The 15,932-nt window shown below is 61.0% G+C and carries 11 protein-coding genes; 3 read left to right on the forward strand and 8 right to left on the reverse strand.

Annotated elements, in window-relative coordinates; translation table 11 throughout:
* Positions 1 to 72: 72 nt before the first annotated feature.
* Both IMCC21224_RS02625 and IMCC21224_RS02630 read right to left on the reverse strand, forming a co-directional pair.
* Positions 73 to 2,598, reverse strand: coding sequence for an ABC transporter permease (locus IMCC21224_RS02625; protein WP_047994025.1), 2,526 nt, complete (start codon positions 2,596 to 2,598; stop codon positions 73 to 75).
* Positions 2,595 to 3,287 carry an ABC transporter ATP-binding protein gene (locus IMCC21224_RS02630; RefSeq protein WP_047996821.1) on the reverse strand — a complete coding sequence of 231 codons (693 nt, stop codon included), beginning with the start codon at positions 3,285 to 3,287 and terminating at the stop codon, positions 2,595 to 2,597. The genes IMCC21224_RS02625 and IMCC21224_RS02630 overlap by 4 nt, the downstream gene beginning before the upstream one ends.
* Positions 3,288 to 3,303: 16 nt before the next feature.
* Between IMCC21224_RS02630 and IMCC21224_RS02635 the strand changes: the two genes are divergently transcribed.
* On the forward strand, positions 3,304 to 3,975 hold the full coding sequence (locus IMCC21224_RS02635; RefSeq protein WP_047994026.1) for an arylesterase: 672 nt from the start codon (positions 3,304 to 3,306) through the stop codon (positions 3,973 to 3,975).
* 96 nt (positions 3,976 to 4,071) lie between these two features.
* Here IMCC21224_RS02635 and IMCC21224_RS02640 read toward each other — a convergent pair whose 3' ends face one another.
* The 5 genes from IMCC21224_RS02640 to IMCC21224_RS02660 form a co-directional block, all read right to left on the reverse strand.
* Positions 4,072 to 4,278 carry a cold-shock protein gene (locus IMCC21224_RS02640; RefSeq protein WP_047994027.1) on the reverse strand — a complete coding sequence of 69 codons (207 nt, stop codon included), beginning with the start codon at positions 4,276 to 4,278 and terminating at the stop codon, positions 4,072 to 4,074.
* A 315-nt stretch (positions 4,279 to 4,593) separates the two neighbouring features.
* Entirely contained in the window at positions 4,594 to 4,818 is a 225-nt protein-coding gene (locus IMCC21224_RS02645) for a hypothetical protein (RefSeq protein WP_047994028.1), read from the reverse strand.
* Between the two features lie 76 nt (positions 4,819 to 4,894).
* On the reverse strand, positions 4,895 to 6,115 hold the full coding sequence (locus IMCC21224_RS02650; protein ID WP_231582001.1) for a geranylgeranyl reductase family protein: 1,221 nt from the start codon (positions 6,113 to 6,115) through the stop codon (positions 4,895 to 4,897).
* On the reverse strand, positions 6,112 to 6,675 hold the full coding sequence (locus IMCC21224_RS02655) for a L,D-transpeptidase (protein WP_156178083.1): 564 nt from the start codon (positions 6,673 to 6,675) through the stop codon (positions 6,112 to 6,114). Before IMCC21224_RS02655 ends, IMCC21224_RS02650 begins: the two co-directional genes overlap by 4 nt.
* Positions 6,676 to 6,880: 205 nt before the next feature.
* The gene (locus tag IMCC21224_RS02660) at positions 6,881 to 7,087 is read right to left on the reverse strand and encodes a cold-shock protein (protein ID WP_047994029.1); all 207 of its coding nucleotides are present in this window, start codon (positions 7,085 to 7,087) and stop codon (positions 6,881 to 6,883) included.
* A gap of 313 nt (positions 7,088 to 7,400) precedes the next feature.
* On the opposite strand from IMCC21224_RS02660, the gene IMCC21224_RS02665 reads away from it, so the two are divergent.
* Together IMCC21224_RS02665 and IMCC21224_RS02670 are read left to right on the forward strand one after the other, a co-directional pair.
* Positions 7,401 to 8,618, forward strand: a complete 1,218-nt coding sequence (locus tag IMCC21224_RS02665; protein ID WP_047994030.1) for an FAD-binding oxidoreductase — start codon at positions 7,401 to 7,403, stop codon at positions 8,616 to 8,618.
* A 121-nt stretch (positions 8,619 to 8,739) separates the two neighbouring features.
* Positions 8,740 to 9,576, forward strand: a complete 837-nt coding sequence (locus tag IMCC21224_RS02670) for an NAD(P)-dependent oxidoreductase (RefSeq protein ID WP_047994031.1) — start codon at positions 8,740 to 8,742, stop codon at positions 9,574 to 9,576.
* 85 nt (positions 9,577 to 9,661) lie between these two features.
* On the opposite strand, the gene IMCC21224_RS26350 is transcribed toward IMCC21224_RS02670, so the two are convergent.
* Positions 9,662 to 15,574: a nidogen-like domain-containing protein gene (locus IMCC21224_RS26350; RefSeq protein ID WP_053078874.1), complete on the reverse strand. Its 5,913-nt coding sequence runs from the start codon at positions 15,572 to 15,574 to the stop codon at positions 9,662 to 9,664.
* Positions 15,575 to 15,932: the final 358 nt, after the last annotated feature.

Genomic DNA, 15,932 nt, shown 5'->3' on the forward strand with positions numbered 1-15,932 from the left:
GGGTGGGTCGGTCGTTCCGGGGTCATGCCAGCCATGCCAGCCCCGGCCCCTCTGCGCAAGGCAGGACTGGCGCTATTCGCGCGCCCGCAGCACCTGCGCCGGTCGTGCCGCCAGTGGTCGCCACGCAAACGCCAGACCGGCGCATAAAGTGGCAAGGATACCGCCGATGATGATCGCAAGCGCCGATCCCCAGATCACGGTAAAGCTGGTGTCCATGATGAATGTGCTCACCGCCCAGCCACCAAGTACGCCAGCCGCAAGCGCGACAACCCCGGCGCCAAGACCCAGCAGACCGGCCCGCAGCGCAAAGCTGCGCAGGATGCGGGCGCGGCTTGCCCCCAAGGTCTTGAGTACGGCGGCCTCATAGGTGCGGGCCTGTTCGCCCGCCGCCGCAGCGCCGATCAGCACCAGGAAACCAGTCAGCAGCGTGGCGGCCGCGCCCCAGCGCGTGGCCTCGGCAATGCCGTCCAGCAGTTCCGACACCCGGTCGATTGCGTCGCGCACCCGGATCGCAGTGATGTTGGGGTAATCACGCGCCAGATCGCGCAGTATCTGTGCTTCGGCTGGCGCGTCGGCGTAGACGGTCGAGATGAAGGTATGCGGTGCGTTCTCTAACGCGGCGGCATTCATAGCCATCACAAAACCGATCCCCGCGGTTGAGAAATCAACCTCGCGAAAGCTGGTGATCGTGGCGGTGATGTCGCGGCCAAGGATGTTGACGGTGATGGTGTCACCGAGTTTCAGACCGATCTCGTCGGCCTCTTCCTGGGCAAAGCTGATTTGCGGCGGGCCGGTGTAGCCTTGGGGCCAGAATTCACCGCCGGTGATGGTCGTTTCCTCGCCCGGTGTATCGGCATAGGTGATGCCCCGATCGCCGCGCACGACCCAGTGATCGCCGGCAGTGTCGCGCGCGGGAAACCCGTTGATTTCAGTGATGACACCGCGCAGCATTGGGGCGCTCTGGACCTTATGCACCGCCGGGTCCGCGTCGAGTCGCTCCAGATACCCCGGCATCTGATCTTTTTGGATGTCGACAAAGAAATACGACGGCGCAACTTCGGGCAGGTCGCGGCTGATCGCATTGCGCAGGTTGCCGTCGATCTGCCCAACAGCGGCCAGAACCGACAGCCCCAACCCCAGTGACAGGACGACTGACGCGGCACCTTCACGCGGGCCACCGATTGCCCCCAGCGCCCAACGCAACACCGGACGACCCCGCGCTGCAGTGGCGCTGCGCCGGGCTGCCCAGCGTATCGCCACCGCCGCCAGCGCCAGAATGACCAACGCCGCCAAGATGCCGCCCGCAGTCCACAGCGTCAGCCAGGCATTGCCGGAAAACAGTACTGCCACCCCAACCAGCAACGCCAGCAGAACAGCCGTGGCGACCACGAACTGTGGTGCTGGCAAGGCGCGCGCTGTGCTGAGCGCGTCGCGAAACAGAGTGGCGGCGCGGACCTCTTCGGTGCGGGCCAGCGGCCAGAGGGTAAAGATCAGCGCGGTCAGGATGCCGTAGATCGCGGCCTCGATCAGCGGCTGGGGATGCAGGGCAAACAGCGCGGGCACCGGCAGGCTGGCAGTGATCATCGGCGCGAATAGCAGGGGGACCGCCGCGCCAAGGATCAGACCCAATGTGATGCCGATCAGGCTCAGCACGCCGATCTGGATGAAATAGGTCTGAAAGATCGTCGCCCGGCTGGCGCCCAATGTGCGCAGCGTCGCGATGACGGATGTCTTACGGGCCAGATAGGATCGCACCGCTGCCGAGACGCCGATGCCGCCAACCGCCAGCCCCGACAGGCCAACCAGCACCAGAAACGATCCCAGCCGCTCGACGAACCGCGACACGCCGGGCGCACCGTTGCGGGCGTCACGCCAGCGCAGGCCGGTGTTGCGGAACTGCGCGTCGGCCTTGGCGGCCAGCGCATCCAGATCGGTGCCTTCGGGCAGGGTCAGGCGGTATTGGCTGTCAAACAACGTCCCCGGTTGCAGCAGACCCGCGTTGGCCAGATCGGATGTCAGCATCATCGTGCGCGGACCCAGTTCAAAGCCACCGCCTGCATCGTCAGGTTCGGATACGATGACAGCGGTAAGTGTAAAATCCTGCGCGCCAAGACGAAAGACATCACCGGGCTTGAGGCCAAGACGGTCGGCCAGAACGGGCGCCATGACAGCACCGGGCAAATCACCGCCTGTGAAGGCATCAGCCAGAGCCATCGGCGGATCTAACACCATTTTACCCAAGAGGGGATAAGCGCCATCAACCGATTTCACCTGTGTCAACGCGCGTTCGGCAGCCCCGTCGGGATCAACCACCACCATTGAGCGGAAATCCGTGACCTCGGACACCTTGGTCGCGATAGAGCCGAGCCAGTCGCGTTCCTCAGCTGTGGCAAACCGATAGGTGAACTGTGCCTCGGCATCGCCGCCCAGCAGAACAGCGCCCTGATCCGTCAACCCGGCCTCGATCGCGGAGCGGACGGAACCAACGCCGGCAATCGCCGCGACGCCAAGCGCCAGACAGGCCAGAAATATGCGAAACCCGTGCAGGCCGCCGCGCAGTTCCCTTCGGGCGAACCGGGCCGCGATGCGCAGGCTCATTCGGCCGCCCGCAACTGGTCCGCCGCCACCCGGCCATCAGTCAGGCGCACCACGCGGTCGCAGCGTTGCGCCAGCGTATTGGAATGTGTCACCAACACCAGCGTCGCGCCGTGCCGGTCGCGCAGATCAAACAGCATGTCGATGATCGCGGCGCCATTCGCACCGTCCAGATTACCGGTCGGCTCGTCCGCGAGCAGGATCTTGGGCCGCGGCGCCGAGGCGCGGGCCAGCGCAACCCGCTGTTGTTCCCCACCCGACATCTGAGACGGGAAATGATCAGCTCGATGGGCCAGGCCTACAGTCTCAAGCTCGGCCCTCGCACGGTCAAAAGCATCCGCGTGCCCGGCAAGTTCCAACGGCGTGGCGACATTTTCCAGCGCGGTCATGGTCGGGATCAGGTGAAAGGACTGAAACACAATGCCCATGTGATCGCGACGGAACCGGGCCAGCGCATCCTCGGACATGTCAGTGATATCCTGCCCCAGCGCGGCGACGCGCCCGGTGGTCGCCCGCTCTAACCCGCCCATGATCATCAGCAGGGACGATTTTCCGGACCCGGACGGACCGATCAGGCCCAAAGTCTCGCCCTTGTGAACGTTCATTGAAATTCCGTGCAGAATTTCGACCATTCCGGCATTGCCGCTGAGGCTGAGCGTGACATCTTTAAGCGCAAGTACGGGATCGGTCATAAAAAGGGGTCCGGGCATGGTGGGTCTGGTGACATATGGGGCCGCAAGGCTGAGGAGCAAGGCTGCGCTGGCCATCTTGATGGTATGGGGCGCGGTTGCACAGGCCGAACCGGTGGAAATTGTCGCGTTGGGCGATTCTCTGACCCAAGGATACGGCCTGCCGACCGAGGACGGGTTTGTGCCGCAGATGCAGGCCTGGCTGAGTGCGCGCGGGCACGAGGTGACGCTGGTCAATGCCGGCGTGTCGGGCGACACCACCGCAGGCGGGCTAAGCCGGGTGGACTGGTCGCTGAGCGAACAAACCGACGCATTGATCGTGACGCTTGGGGGAAACGACCTGCTGCGCGGCCTGCCACCGGAGAATGCGCGCGCCAATCTCGACGGTATTCTGCAAGCGGCGCAGCGTCGGGAACTGCCCGTGCTTCTGGTCGGTCTGGACGCGCCGGGCAATTACGGCCCCGCCTACAAAGAGGCGTTCGATGCGATCTACCCCGATCTGGCCCACGTGTATGGTGCGCTGCTGTTTGACAACTTTTTTAGTGGCTTGCAGGAGAATGGCGCGCAACCCGCCGATCTGAGCGCCTATATGCAGGCGGACGGCATCCATCCTAACGCAGCCGGGCTGTTGCGGATCGTCGCGGCCATGGGACCAGAGGTCGAGGCACTGATTCAACGGGCGCAGGATTAATTGCACCGTCGCGTCAGCGCATGTTGGGTGCAGGTCGTACAAAACGGGCGCCTCGCAGAGGCGCCCGTTTGCGTATTTCACTCAGAGTGGGCCGGATCAGGCGAGCGAGATGTTGATCGCCGCCTCGCGGCCATCGCGACCGGGTTCGACATCAAAACTTACTTTTTGATTGTCTGCAAGACCGGTCAGACCTGACCGCTCAACAGCTGAAATATGGACAAAGATATCGTTTTTTCCGCCGTCGGGCGCGATAAATCCATAGCCCTTGGTGGTGTTGAACCATTTGACGGTGCCGGTTGCCATCGTCGGTACTCCTTCAAATTGCTGCCCGCAGAATCGCGGCAGGTCGGCTAAGTCATTGCAAGATCGAGTGACTGAGCCGTAAAGGAGCAGTGGGTCGATAGTGTTAACGTCGCAGCGACAATTTATGCGATTTGATCTGAGTCGTTGCAAGAAAAAATCTGGGCATACGCGGATACACGTCGAAACCGTTAGCTTCATCACGCGGAAGTACGTGCGAGTTATGGGAGCTCAACGCAAAAACACGTACCTTCTACGATCATGTAACATTGACCAGAAACCGATCAGTACGAATGGTGGCGTCAATTATACGTTTGGTCAGCCTCTGCCCCGCGCCAGCTCTGCGGGTATTTGCGGCCCATTTGTGTCAAATTTAGTCATTTCCCGAATCATGTTGCCGGCAATCAGAACCGAGGCGAGACACAGACTTGTTGCAAAATAGAGCCCGCAGGCGGGCAGTAAACTGAAATCCAGAACCGCCCAACCAAATACGGCTGCGAAGAAGCCGATAATGCTGCCGAAAATCAAACTGACAATTGCCATGTCCAATCTCTCCTTCTTAGCTCATCGTGGTCGCAATTTCTTACTAAGGCATTAAGTGCGCAGAAATGGGGCTGGATTATGTCGCCGGTGGGGCAACGTTCTGTTTTCGCAAAATTGCGCCGGTGGCGGCGCGCCAGATCATAGACGGTACGCGGGCCATGGTCTTGCGGGTGATCTCATCATACTCGGTCTCGCCGGCCAAAAGGCGCATATAGTCGCGCCGCAGGCTGCGGGACTGTCGGAATCCGGCGGTAAACCCGTCACGAAAGGCGGGTGCAAAAAGAAAGGGACGGATCAGCCGCGCCTGAGTGATCGACTGATGCACTGGAATTAGGCCGGTGCGGTAGCGCAGCAACGCCGATTCCGGATTCCCGGCGGCGAGTGACGCAATAGCGGCCTGCGCTGCCAATTGACCGCTCTTCATGGCGTAGGCGATTCCCTCTCCGGTGATCGGATCGACCAGACCCGCAGCATCCCCGGCAAGAAGAACTGGCCCGCGTCCGGGTTTGCGACGATAATCCCCGAATGGCAGAAACTGACCTTTGACCGGGCGGTTGTCGGGTAACCCCAGACGATCAAGATACCGGCGCAACGCCACCTTCATGTCAGCGTTCTTGTGCATTACGCCGCCGACTCCGATGGTGCGACCACAGGTCTTGGGGAAATCCCACCCATACCCCCAGTCGGCGGCACCAAAATCAATCCGAACCGGCGAATCAGCGGGACCGTCCTGCGGGTGTTCAACCTCAAGCGCAAAGCCGATGCGGTTGTGATTGAATGCCTGGCCAAACAGCGCACGGGCCGTGGCGCTGTTGACGCCATCCGCGCCGATCAGCAGCGGTGCGGTAAGTGTGATGGCGTCCAGCGTCACCGACGGGCCCGAAGGGTCGATATCGCGCACGCGTACCCCGGTAAAATCCGTGGCCCCGGCATCCAGTGCTCGTTGTAGCAACGCCTGATCCAAGGTGGTGCGCATGGTCATATGCAACTGCGGCACATCCCGATAGGTGCCCATCAACGTGCCAAAGACGCAGAATGTCACCGCATCGCGCGATAGAATCGGTGCGTCGGGCCGGTCATTGCCAAAGATCTCACGATAATAGCGCATCGACCGACCGGTAAATCCACCACCGCACAGCTTTTCGCGCGGAAAGCGGCGCTTATCCACCAGGGCTACGCGCAGTCCGGCTGCTGCAGCGGTACGGGCCGCAGCGCTGCCAGCCGGGCCCGCACCCAGAACGATGACGTCAAATTGGGTGATCGGAGCGTTGGCTGCCCCTTGCGATGCCGGTGTCACAGAACGGTGACGGTGGTGCCGATCGGAATGCGTTCATACAGGTCAGTCACATGCTCGTTCAGCATGCGGATGCACCCGTTCGAAACTGACCGTCCGATCGTTTCCGGTGCAGTGGTGCCATGAATGCGGAAATAGGTGTCGCGCCCGTTCTGGAACAGGTACAGCGCCCGCGCGCCCAAGGGGTTGCCGGGGCCACCGGGCTGGACATAGTCGTTGTCCTTGAACTTGGAATAGGACTGTGGCTCGCGTTCAATCATTTCGTTTGTCGGACGCCAGGTCGGCCATTCCTTTTTCACGCTGATGGTCGCGGTGCCGGTGAATTCCAGTCCAGCTTTGCCGACGCCAACGCCATAGCGCAGCGCCTGTCCAGGGGCCGTGATGTAATAGAGAAAATGCGCTTTGGGCACGATCAGGATCTGGCCGGGGGCGTAATTGGCCAAGAAATTCACCGATTGCGGCGCAAACTTCGGCGCAACCTGGAACCCTTGGGCTTGCGCGGGCAGCGTCGGGAGGACTGCGGCGGCCGCAGCGGCGGCGATGAAATGACGTCGGGAGATCATGGCAGTTCTCTCTTTTCGTGAACAGATCAGGGGTTTGTTGCGTATACACCCAGTAAAATCAATCCTTGAGGCACCTACCCCTGTCACGTTCGCGCAGGGTGTGTTCCTGATGCCCTGATGATCGCGAAGGCATGGCGACGCAAAGCCGTAAAACGCAAACGGCCGCCCGAATGGGGCGGCCGAGTGTTTAAATCTTTAGAAAGACTTAGGCGAGGGCGAGGTTGATCGCGCTCTCACGGCCATCACGGCCGGCTTCGATGTCGAAGGTCACCTTCTGGTCGTCTTTCAGGCCGGTCAGGCCCGAACGCTCAACTGCAGAGATGTGCACAAACACATCCTTGGAGCCGCCATCGGGCTGAATGAAGCCAAAACCTTTGGTTGCGTTGAACCATTTCACTGTGCCAGTGGCCATGTGAATATTCCTTATCGTTTTCGTTGCTGTCCGCGGAGTGCGACAGCCCGGCGAGGTCACGTTCGAATCGATAGCCTGAGCGCCGGTTAGGGAAAACAGAGGGTCGAAGAGAAGTTCGTCAGCCCGCACCATATGACACGCCATTCGCATTCTGGCAAGACATTTCGCAGTTGATCTGACGCCATGGCGCGTCGGGAGTGTGACCGTAAACAAATTTTGCAAAACCGGCGATGAGGGGTCGCACATAGGATTTCGCGGCAGAATGCTCTGGGATATAACTGCCTGAGCAGGGCCGAAATACAGGAGGTGCCGCATGACTTTCGCCGTTCAGGCCCCGTCGCAGGACAAGTATGACGTGGTGATCGTCGGTGGCGGCATGATGGGCGCTTCGGTCGCGTGGTTTCTGACCGGGGAACAGGGGTTTGACGGCCGGGTTCTGGTGGTCGAGAGGGACCGGACCTATCGCGACGCCTCGACCACGCACACCAACAGCTGCATGCGGCAGCAATTCTCGAACACGCTCAACATCCGAATTTCGCAATTCGCGGCAGAGTTCGTCAAGAATCTGCGGCAGTTCATGGGCGGGGACGACCGGGTACCAGAACTGAAGATCCACAATTTCGGCTATATGTATCTGGCGGACAACGCGGCTGCGGCAGATGTCCTGCGTATGAAACACGCGACGCAGGTTGCTGCCGGGGCGGGTACGCAGTTGATGTACCCGGACGAGATCGGCGCAGCTTACCCGTTTTACAATCTCGATGGGATTATCCTTGGATCACATAACCGCATCGACGAAGGTTTTTGGGATGCTACGGCGGTGTTCGACTGCTGGCGGCGGCAGGCGCGTGAGCGCGGGGTCGAGTTTGTCGAGAACGAAGTGGTCGCGATGACGTTGAACACTGCCGGTACCAGGGTCGACAGCGTGACGCTGAAATCGGGCGAAGTGGTGGCCTGCGGACAGGTGGTCAACGCCTCTGGTCCGCGCGCGGCTGCGACGGCGCGGATGGCGGGAATCGCTTTGCCGGTTGAACCGCGCAAGCGCTTTACCTGGGTGTTTTCGGCGGAAACGCCGCTGGATCGCGATTTGCCGCTGACGATCGACCCGTCGGGCGTGCATGTGCGCGAATATGGTGGCGGCAGTTACCAATGCGGAGCGCATACCGCGCTTGATCCGGCGGTGGCCTACGACGATTTCACCATGGACCCGGATATCTGGCAGGATCACGTCTGGCCCATCCTCGCCAACCGCATCCCGCAGTTCGAGGCGATTCGGGTGCAATCGGAGTGGGCCGGCCACTATGCCTACAATACGCTGGACCAGAACGCCATCAGCGGGCCCCACACCACGATTGCGAACTTTTTCTTTCTCAACGGGTTTTCCGGCCACGGATTGCAGCAATCGCCCGCCATGGGGCGTGGCACCGCCGAATATCTGGTGCATGGCGAATACCGGACCCTCGACCTAAGCCCGTTTCATTTCGAACGAATCGCGGCCAATCGCCCAATAGTTGAAGAGGCAATCATATAACCGCTTTTAACCGCGTTGCATGGCGGTGCGTCTCGGGCCATTCACGTAGGCGTCGGATCGACTGTCGGCAAAGTGGCGTGACCAACTGGCGGTACAGACCCTTATAGAAGGAACCAAACAGATGAAAAAACTCGTCCTGACCGGGGCTGCAGGCCGCCTGGGATCGTATCTGCGCGAACCACTTAGCAGGATGTGTGACACGTTGGTGTCAACGGATATTGTGGATGATCTGGGCACGCTCTATCCCGGTGAAACCTATGTTCGCGCCGATCTGGCCGACCTCGCTCCGATGGTCGAGCTGTCAAAAGACGCTGATATGATTGTGCATTTCGGTGCCGTCTGCGACGAGGCCCCGTTCGAGCAGCTGCTTGGCCCGAACTTTGTTGGCGCCTACAATGTCTGGGAAGCGGCCTACCGCAACAATGTGCGTCGCGTGATCTATGCATCGTCGATCCATGCGGTTGGGATGCATCCCAAAACCGATTTTATCGGCATTGATGCACCGCATCGGCCTGACACCTTTTACGGTCTGGCCAAGTGCTTTGCCGAGGATCTGGCCAGCCTGTATTGGGACAAGCGCCAGATCGAGGCGGTGTGCTTGCGGATTCTGAGCTGCGCGCAGGTCAGTAATCCGCGCGCTGTCGGATCGTGGCTGAGCTATGATGATCTGATCCAGTTGGTGACGCGGGCCATTGATACGCCGGTCACCGGGTTCTCGGTGATCTATGGCGTGTCGAACAACGACCGCGCCCCGGTGGACAATTCCGGCGCGGCCTATCTGGGCTACCGACCAAAGGACAACGCCGAAGAGCATGCTGTAGCAATCTTTGCCGAGGCAGGTCCGCTTGACCCGGCAGATCCCGGCAACATGTGCCACGGTGGCCCGTTTGCGTCGGTCCAACTGGGCAACAGTGGCGTCGCGACCATGAACATCGTCGACGATCGCAAGAAGACCTAAGTCAGTCTCGTCCGAGGTGCAGGAACGGAAAAGGCCAGACCCGGTGCCCCGGATCTGGCCTTTTCATTGATACGCTGGGGCAGCGTCAGCCGACAAACAGGAAGTCGTCGACCCCAAGGTTCGCGGCGCTGATGCCCGTGACGTTGATGGTATGACCGTTAAAGCTCATCGTGATGCCCGCTGCCGTTGCATTGCCGGCGTCGCCGTCGATGTCGATGAGTGCATTGGTGATGTTGAGTGCATCAACCCGTCCCTGAAGCCCCTGACCGGTGACGCCGGACAGTCGGATGGTGTCGATGCCGTCTTCGAAGTTCAGGATCAGATCGATTTCACCCGGCGTCAGTTCGTTGAAGATAAAGATATCTTCACCAGCACCGCCATTCATAGTGTCGTTACCCGCACCGCCGTTAAGCCGGTCGTCACCCGCGCCGCCAAAGATCAGGTCGTTGCGCCCGCCACCGGCAAGGAAATCGTTGCCGGTGCCGCCGTCCACGGTGTCGTCACCTTCGCCACCGCCGATGTCGTCGTTGCCATTGCCACCAATCAGGCTGTCCCGTCCGGTGCCACCGCCAAGGCTGTCGTCACCGTCGCCGCCATCCACAGTGTCGTTGCCGAACGAGGCACCCATGGTGTCGTTGCCATTGCCGCCCCGCGTGCTGTCGTCGCCCGGGCCGCCGTTGACAATGTCGTTGCCTTCGCCACCGTCCATGACGTCGTTGTCCTGACCGCCGCCCATGGTGTCGTTGCCGCCGCCACCGTTCATGGTGTCGTTGCCTTTGCCTCCGCCCATGTTGTCGTTGCCGCCGTTGCCGTTCACCACATCGTTGCCGTCGGCCCCCGAGACCCGATCATTGCCCGCGCCACCATTTACGGTGTCGTTGCCTTCTCCGCCACCGACCAGGTCGTCGCCGCCTGCACCATCGATAGAGTCGTCGCCGCCTTTGCCATCAATGGTGTCGTCGCCGATGCCCCCTTCAAGAGTATTGTTCCCCTCGGTGCCGGAAATATTCTGATCCGGGTTGGGGTTGACGATCGCGGCTGTGTTGGCAGACAGCACCGATTCTGCGGTGCCCTGCCCGTCGATGTAATCGACCGCGACTCTGATGGTTTGCCCGACATCGGCAAGCGTCGGCGCATAGGCCGCCGCGTTCGCGCCCGCAATCTCGGCCCCGCCGCGCAGCCACTGGAAGCTGAAGGCACCCAGACCGTCCTCGTCCGCAATGGTCGAGGTGTTGACGCTTAGCGTGCCGCCGACAGTGGCAGAGCCACTGACATTCGCCGCACCGTTGGGTGCATCGTTGACGTTTGTGACGTCTGCGGTGGTGGTGCCAATCACGCTCTCGTCTGTACCAAATCCGTCGGTATAGCTCAACCGGACCGAGATACGCGCGCCCACATCCGCCTGACCCAAGGCCAGCGTGGTGACGGTCGCGCCAGAGATCGCCACCCCGTCCCGCAGCCACTGGAGCGAGAGGGCGCCCAGCCCATCAACATCGCCGATACCGGAGAACGACACCGACAATATCTGATCTTCGGCAAGCGTACCACTGATCACCGGGGTGCCAGTGGGTGCGTCGTTGACATTAAGCACCGTGGCGGCAACCGGAGCGGCGGTCACGGTTTCATCGACACCGCGCCCGTCGGTATAGCTGACCCGCAGGGAAATCGCCTGGCCGACATCGTCCTGCCCAAGAAGATAGGTTGATCCAGTTGCGCCCGAGATGTCGGTGCCGCCGCGCAGCCACTGGAAGTTCAGTGTGCCCAGCCCATCCGCATCCGCAAGTGCGCTTGTGTTGGCAGAGAGCGTCTGGCCCTGGGTCGAGATGCCGGTGATTGTTACGCCGCCCGTTGGTGGGTTGTTCGGCTCGACCACAGATTGGGTTTCGCCGCTCTCAACAGTTTCGTCGGTGCCGAACCCGTCAGTATAGCTGACCCGGACCGAGATCGAGGAACCCGCGTCGCCGATAGTCAGATCATAGGTTGTCCCGGTTTCGCCATCGATGTCGCTGCCGTTCCGCATCCATTGGAAGCTGAACGTACCCAACCCGTCGTCGTCGGTCAGGCCGCTGGCATCCGCCGTGAGTGTGCTGTTGACCGCCGCGGTACCGTTGATGATCACTTCGCCATCCGGCAGGTCATTGACGTTCGACACTGCAGGCGTCGGATCGCTGGTCGCCGTCTCAGCCGCGCCACCGTTGATCGAGGCGGTCACAGTCAGCGTCATTTCGGCGTTCACATCCGCCTGTTGCAGCACATATGTGGATGCCGTCGCCCCGTTGACCGGCGTGCCGTCCCGCAGCCATTGAAAGGTGACATCTGACACTGTGCCAAAGGCTGACAGGCCATCGGTGTTGCCGGTCAGAGTCTCGCCCTGCGTCGGCGTCCCTTCGATGATCACCGGGTCGGGACTGACGATTGCCACTGCCTCATCTTCGGTCGGGATCAGCACAGACGCCGCCGAGTCAATGAACGACAGACGGCCCGTCAAGGCAAAGTCCAGCACCGCGTTGTCAAAGTTGACAGTGCCCGGCAGCACACCGGCATTGCTGACAACCTCGGTCGCCAGCGCGATTTGCTGCGGGGTCAGATCAGCCAGTGTGACAATGTCGTCGGGGGTGCTGAATCCGTTAAAGAAATCGTCAAAGCTTTCGCCAGAACCATAGTGAAACAGGCTGTCGCTTTCGAACTGAAGACGCCAGTCCCCGGCATAGTCACCATAAAGCGTCTCGAATTCCAGCGGGCGGTCCACCGGGAAGCCATCGACAAAGGCGATATCGTTGTCGGGGTTGCCGTCACCGTTGCCCAGCAAACCCTCAAGCGTGCCGCTGTATTCGGACGACAGGCGAATATCCACATCGACGCGTCCGTCAATCACGGTCACGATCAACTGGCCATCACCATCCTCAATAGTGCCGTTCGCGCCGGCATAGACCACCGTGTAGGTGTCACCCTCGCGGTAAATCCGGTCATTGCCGATGTCGAGGAAGCTGAAGTCAGTGATGTTGACGGCAGTGCCGTTGATGAACACCGGCGTTGTCTCGGACCCGTCGATCATTACGGACGAGGTGCCCATCTGGGTCGCCACTGCCTCGGTCACGCTGACATTGGCGACGCCGTCCAGAGCGACAAAGCGCGCCTGAATTTCGAACGCTGCGGGACCGGTGCCCGGGGTGACACCATCGGTGCGCAGCAGCACAAACTCGCCAACCGCCTGGAAGTCATAGGCCAGCCCGTCCAGCGTCACGATATGCGGATCGCCCGAGGTCCAGCCAGTCAGATTTGCGTCGGGCAAGTCAGGCACCAGCGAAGTCAGGAAGTTGCCGTCGCGCACAAAGAATTCCCACAGGCCAGGAAGGCCAGTGTTGCCCAGCGTGGCGTCCAGCGCCAGCATCTCTTCCTGATTGCCGGATTGCGTCAGCTCGAAAAAGCTGCCGCCGGTGCCGGTGGACCAGCCAGCTCGGGCCACGACGCCGCCCAGACCGTCGGTGCCGCCGGTGAAATCACCGGAGGTCCAGTTGATATCTTCGTAGCGGAATTCGATGTTGAAATCGCCGTCGCCAGTATCGGTCAGAACCAGCTGGAAGGCATTGGGAATATCAGCACGGTTGTTGAAGAACCCGACATCGTCCCAGGTGATGATGATCTCGTTCGTATCCGGGTTGATATCCCAGAAGATGAGATTGGTGCCGGTCGAATTGCCACCCGGCGTAATGGCGCCGGGGCCGCTGTCTGTGTCCACATCGGCAAAGAACGGCGCAATGATCGGGTTACCCGTCGAGCCGTTGATCGCGGTCGGGCTGAACGCGCCCGACGCGGTTTCAAAGGTCACGTTGCCGTTGGAGTTGATGAACATCGAATTGTAGGTGGTGCCGTTCAGCAGGATGCCGCCTTCGAACACCGACGTGATATCAATCGACTGCGACCCATCGTCGATACGCGCCAAGGCGTTTTCGCCAAAACCGCTTGACCCGCCCAGACCGGTGCGCAGCGCCAGGCCGCGCTGCATTTCGTTCAGATCGACCGAGATGTCGGTGGTCATGTCGTCGAACTGGATCCGTTCGATGCCGATCAGCGTGTTCACATCACCTGACGAGGTGTGGGTCAGCTCACGCGTCTGTTCATCGACAATCGCCATCGTGTAATCCGAAGCATTGCCCGAGAATACGGCCGTGTCGAGGCCCTGACCACCCACAAGGGTATCGCGGCCTTCGCCTGCGATCAGAGTATCCTCACCGGTGCCGCCTTCGATGCTGTCGTCGCGGACACCGCCGTCCAGCACATCGTCGCCCTCATCGCCGCGCAGCGTGTCATCGCCATTGTCGCCGCGCAGCGTGTCGTTGCCGATGCGGCCCCACATCAGGTCGTCGCCGGTGCCGCCGTCAATGCTGTCGTCGCCGTCGCCACCATCGAGTGTATCCAGCCCCGAACCACCGTCGATCAGGTCATTGCCACGCTCGCCCAGAATGGAATCGTCGCCGTTGCCGCCCAGCAGGGTATCCTGTCCGCGGTTGCCGCGGATTGTGTCATTGCCGCCCAGTCCGACCAGACTGTCGTCAAAGATCGTGCCGTCCAACGCGTTGGCGTCATCGTCGCCAGTTTCGGTCTTGCCCAGCAGCGACGACACGGTCACCGTCTGGTCGCTAAAGCGCAGCAATTCGACATCATCCAGTTCGTCAATGCCGTCGGCCGAGGTCACGATGACGGTTGAGGTGCTGCCAGCCTTCAGCGCCACGGTGCTGTTGGCCAGCGTGTCGTTGAACACCGCAACGTCAAGCTCGCCCGAGCCGCCGTCGATGGTGTCGTCGCCAAGGCCACCTTCGAGTTCATCATCCTCTTCGTTGCCAAACAGTTCGTCGTCGCCGGCACCACCGCGCACCGTGTCTTCGCCCTGGTTGCCGCGCACTGTATCGTTGCCGTCGCCGCCATCTGCGGTATCATTGCCGTCGCCTGCGATCAGCTGGTCGTTGCCGGCGTCGCCGTTCAGAAGGTCGTTGCCGACGCCGGAATTCAGCGTGTCGGCGCCATTACCGCCGTTCATGACATCGTCGCCATCGCTGTCGATCAGCGTGTCGTTGCCTTCGCCGCCGCTGAGTGTGTCATCGTCGTCGCCGCCGGTCAGGGAATCCGCGCCGATGCCGCCAATGATCTCGTCATCGCCGCTGCCGCCATCGACGGTGTCGTTGCCGGTGCCCGCGTCGATAGTGTCGTCGTCATCGCCGCCAAAGATGTTGTCGTTGTTATCGCCGCCCCTGATCGAGTCATCACCTGAGCCGCCAAAGAGCGTGTCATTCCCGACACCGCCGTCGATGGTGTCGTCGCCGTCGATACCATCAATTGCGTCTGTTCCCGAGCCGCCCAAGAGGGAATCGTCCCCGGCGCTGCCGAAAATATCATCGTTGTCGTCGCCGCCGTCGACGATGGCGGACGTGCTGCCCTGCATCGAGATGGTGTCGTTGCCAGATCCGCCCTGTACGGTATTGTTCCCGTCGACGTCAAAGATGGCGTCGTCGCCCGCGCCGCCGTCCAGGCTGTCATCGTCTCCTGCGCCCTGCAGGGTATCATTGCCGTCGCCGCCCAACAGTGTGTCGTTGCCATCGCCGCCATCAAGGCTATCGTCCTCGGACCCGCCGTCCAGGCTGTCGTTGTCGTCGCCCCCCTCAAGGGTGTCATTGTCGGTACCACCGAACAGCGTGTCATTGCCGTCGTCGCCCTTTAGGGTGTCGTTGCCGGTGCCGCCATCAAGGCTATCGTCGCCGTCGTCGCCGAACAGGCTGTCATCCCCTTCTGACCCCAGCAAGGTGTCGTTTCCGGACCCACCGTCCAGAGTGTCGTTGCCGATTCCACCGTCCAGAGAGTCGTCATCCGCATCGCCGAGCAGGGAGTCATTGCCGCCGAGCCCAAAGATTGTGTCATTTCCGCCACCGCCCGGGATGGTTTCATCAGTGGCATCCCCAAAGATGGATTCGGGGTCGGGTGTGTTTTGGCGGATAAGGGACATGGCAGATGATCTCCGGTAAAAGTATAAAAGGATCGGTTAGGTGAGTGAAATTATGGAATAATACAAAAACAACTCGTCTAATTAAACGACATATTTCAATAACTCCAATGACCCCGCGCGACAGCAGGGTACTTTGCGCGGTAGGGTACTCACGAATGGTTTAACCGGACAACTGTTCTTTGGTCTTGACATTGGGTCGTCGGGCCGATTTGCGATGCGCCTTCTGAATGGCCCTCTGGGGTGCTGCGATGCGGCACTCTGGCGTCAAGCGGCCGAGGCGGCGGGTTGTGTTCCGTAACGTCATGGGAAGGTGCAATGTTTTTCAGATACGGAACGGGCATTTATTGAACCAATGCAG

The organism is Puniceibacterium sp. IMCC21224 (assembly GCF_001038505.1).
Classification (GTDB): domain Bacteria; phylum Pseudomonadota; class Alphaproteobacteria; order Rhodobacterales; family Rhodobacteraceae; genus Puniceibacterium.

Excerpts from the sequence above, each read along its gene's own strand:
- IMCC21224_RS02625 (WP_047994025.1), bottom strand. The coding sequence starts at position 2,598 with ATGAGCCTGCGCATCGCGGCCCGGTTCGCCCGAAGGGAACTGCGCGGC.
- IMCC21224_RS02630 (WP_047996821.1), bottom strand. The coding sequence starts at position 3,287 with ATGACCGATCCCGTACTTGCGCTTAAAGATGTCACGCTCAGCCTCAGC.
- IMCC21224_RS02635 (WP_047994026.1), top strand. The coding sequence starts at position 3,304 with ATGGTGGGTCTGGTGACATATGGGGCCGCAAGGCTGAGGAGCAAGGCT.
- IMCC21224_RS02640 (WP_047994027.1), bottom strand. The coding sequence starts at position 4,278 with ATGGCAACCGGCACCGTCAAATGGTTCAACACCACCAAGGGCTATGGA.
- IMCC21224_RS02645 (WP_047994028.1), bottom strand. The coding sequence starts at position 4,818 with ATGGCAATTGTCAGTTTGATTTTCGGCAGCATTATCGGCTTCTTCGCA.
- IMCC21224_RS02655 (WP_156178083.1), bottom strand. The coding sequence starts at position 6,675 with ATGATCTCCCGACGTCATTTCATCGCCGCCGCTGCGGCCGCCGCAGTC.
- IMCC21224_RS02660 (WP_047994029.1), bottom strand. The coding sequence starts at position 7,087 with ATGGCCACTGGCACAGTGAAATGGTTCAACGCAACCAAAGGTTTTGGC.
- IMCC21224_RS02665 (WP_047994030.1), top strand. The coding sequence starts at position 7,401 with ATGACTTTCGCCGTTCAGGCCCCGTCGCAGGACAAGTATGACGTGGTG.
- IMCC21224_RS02670 (WP_047994031.1), top strand. The coding sequence starts at position 8,740 with ATGAAAAAACTCGTCCTGACCGGGGCTGCAGGCCGCCTGGGATCGTAT.
- IMCC21224_RS26350 (WP_053078874.1), bottom strand. The coding sequence starts at position 15,574 with ATGTCCCTTATCCGCCAAAACACACCCGACCCCGAATCCATCTTTGGG.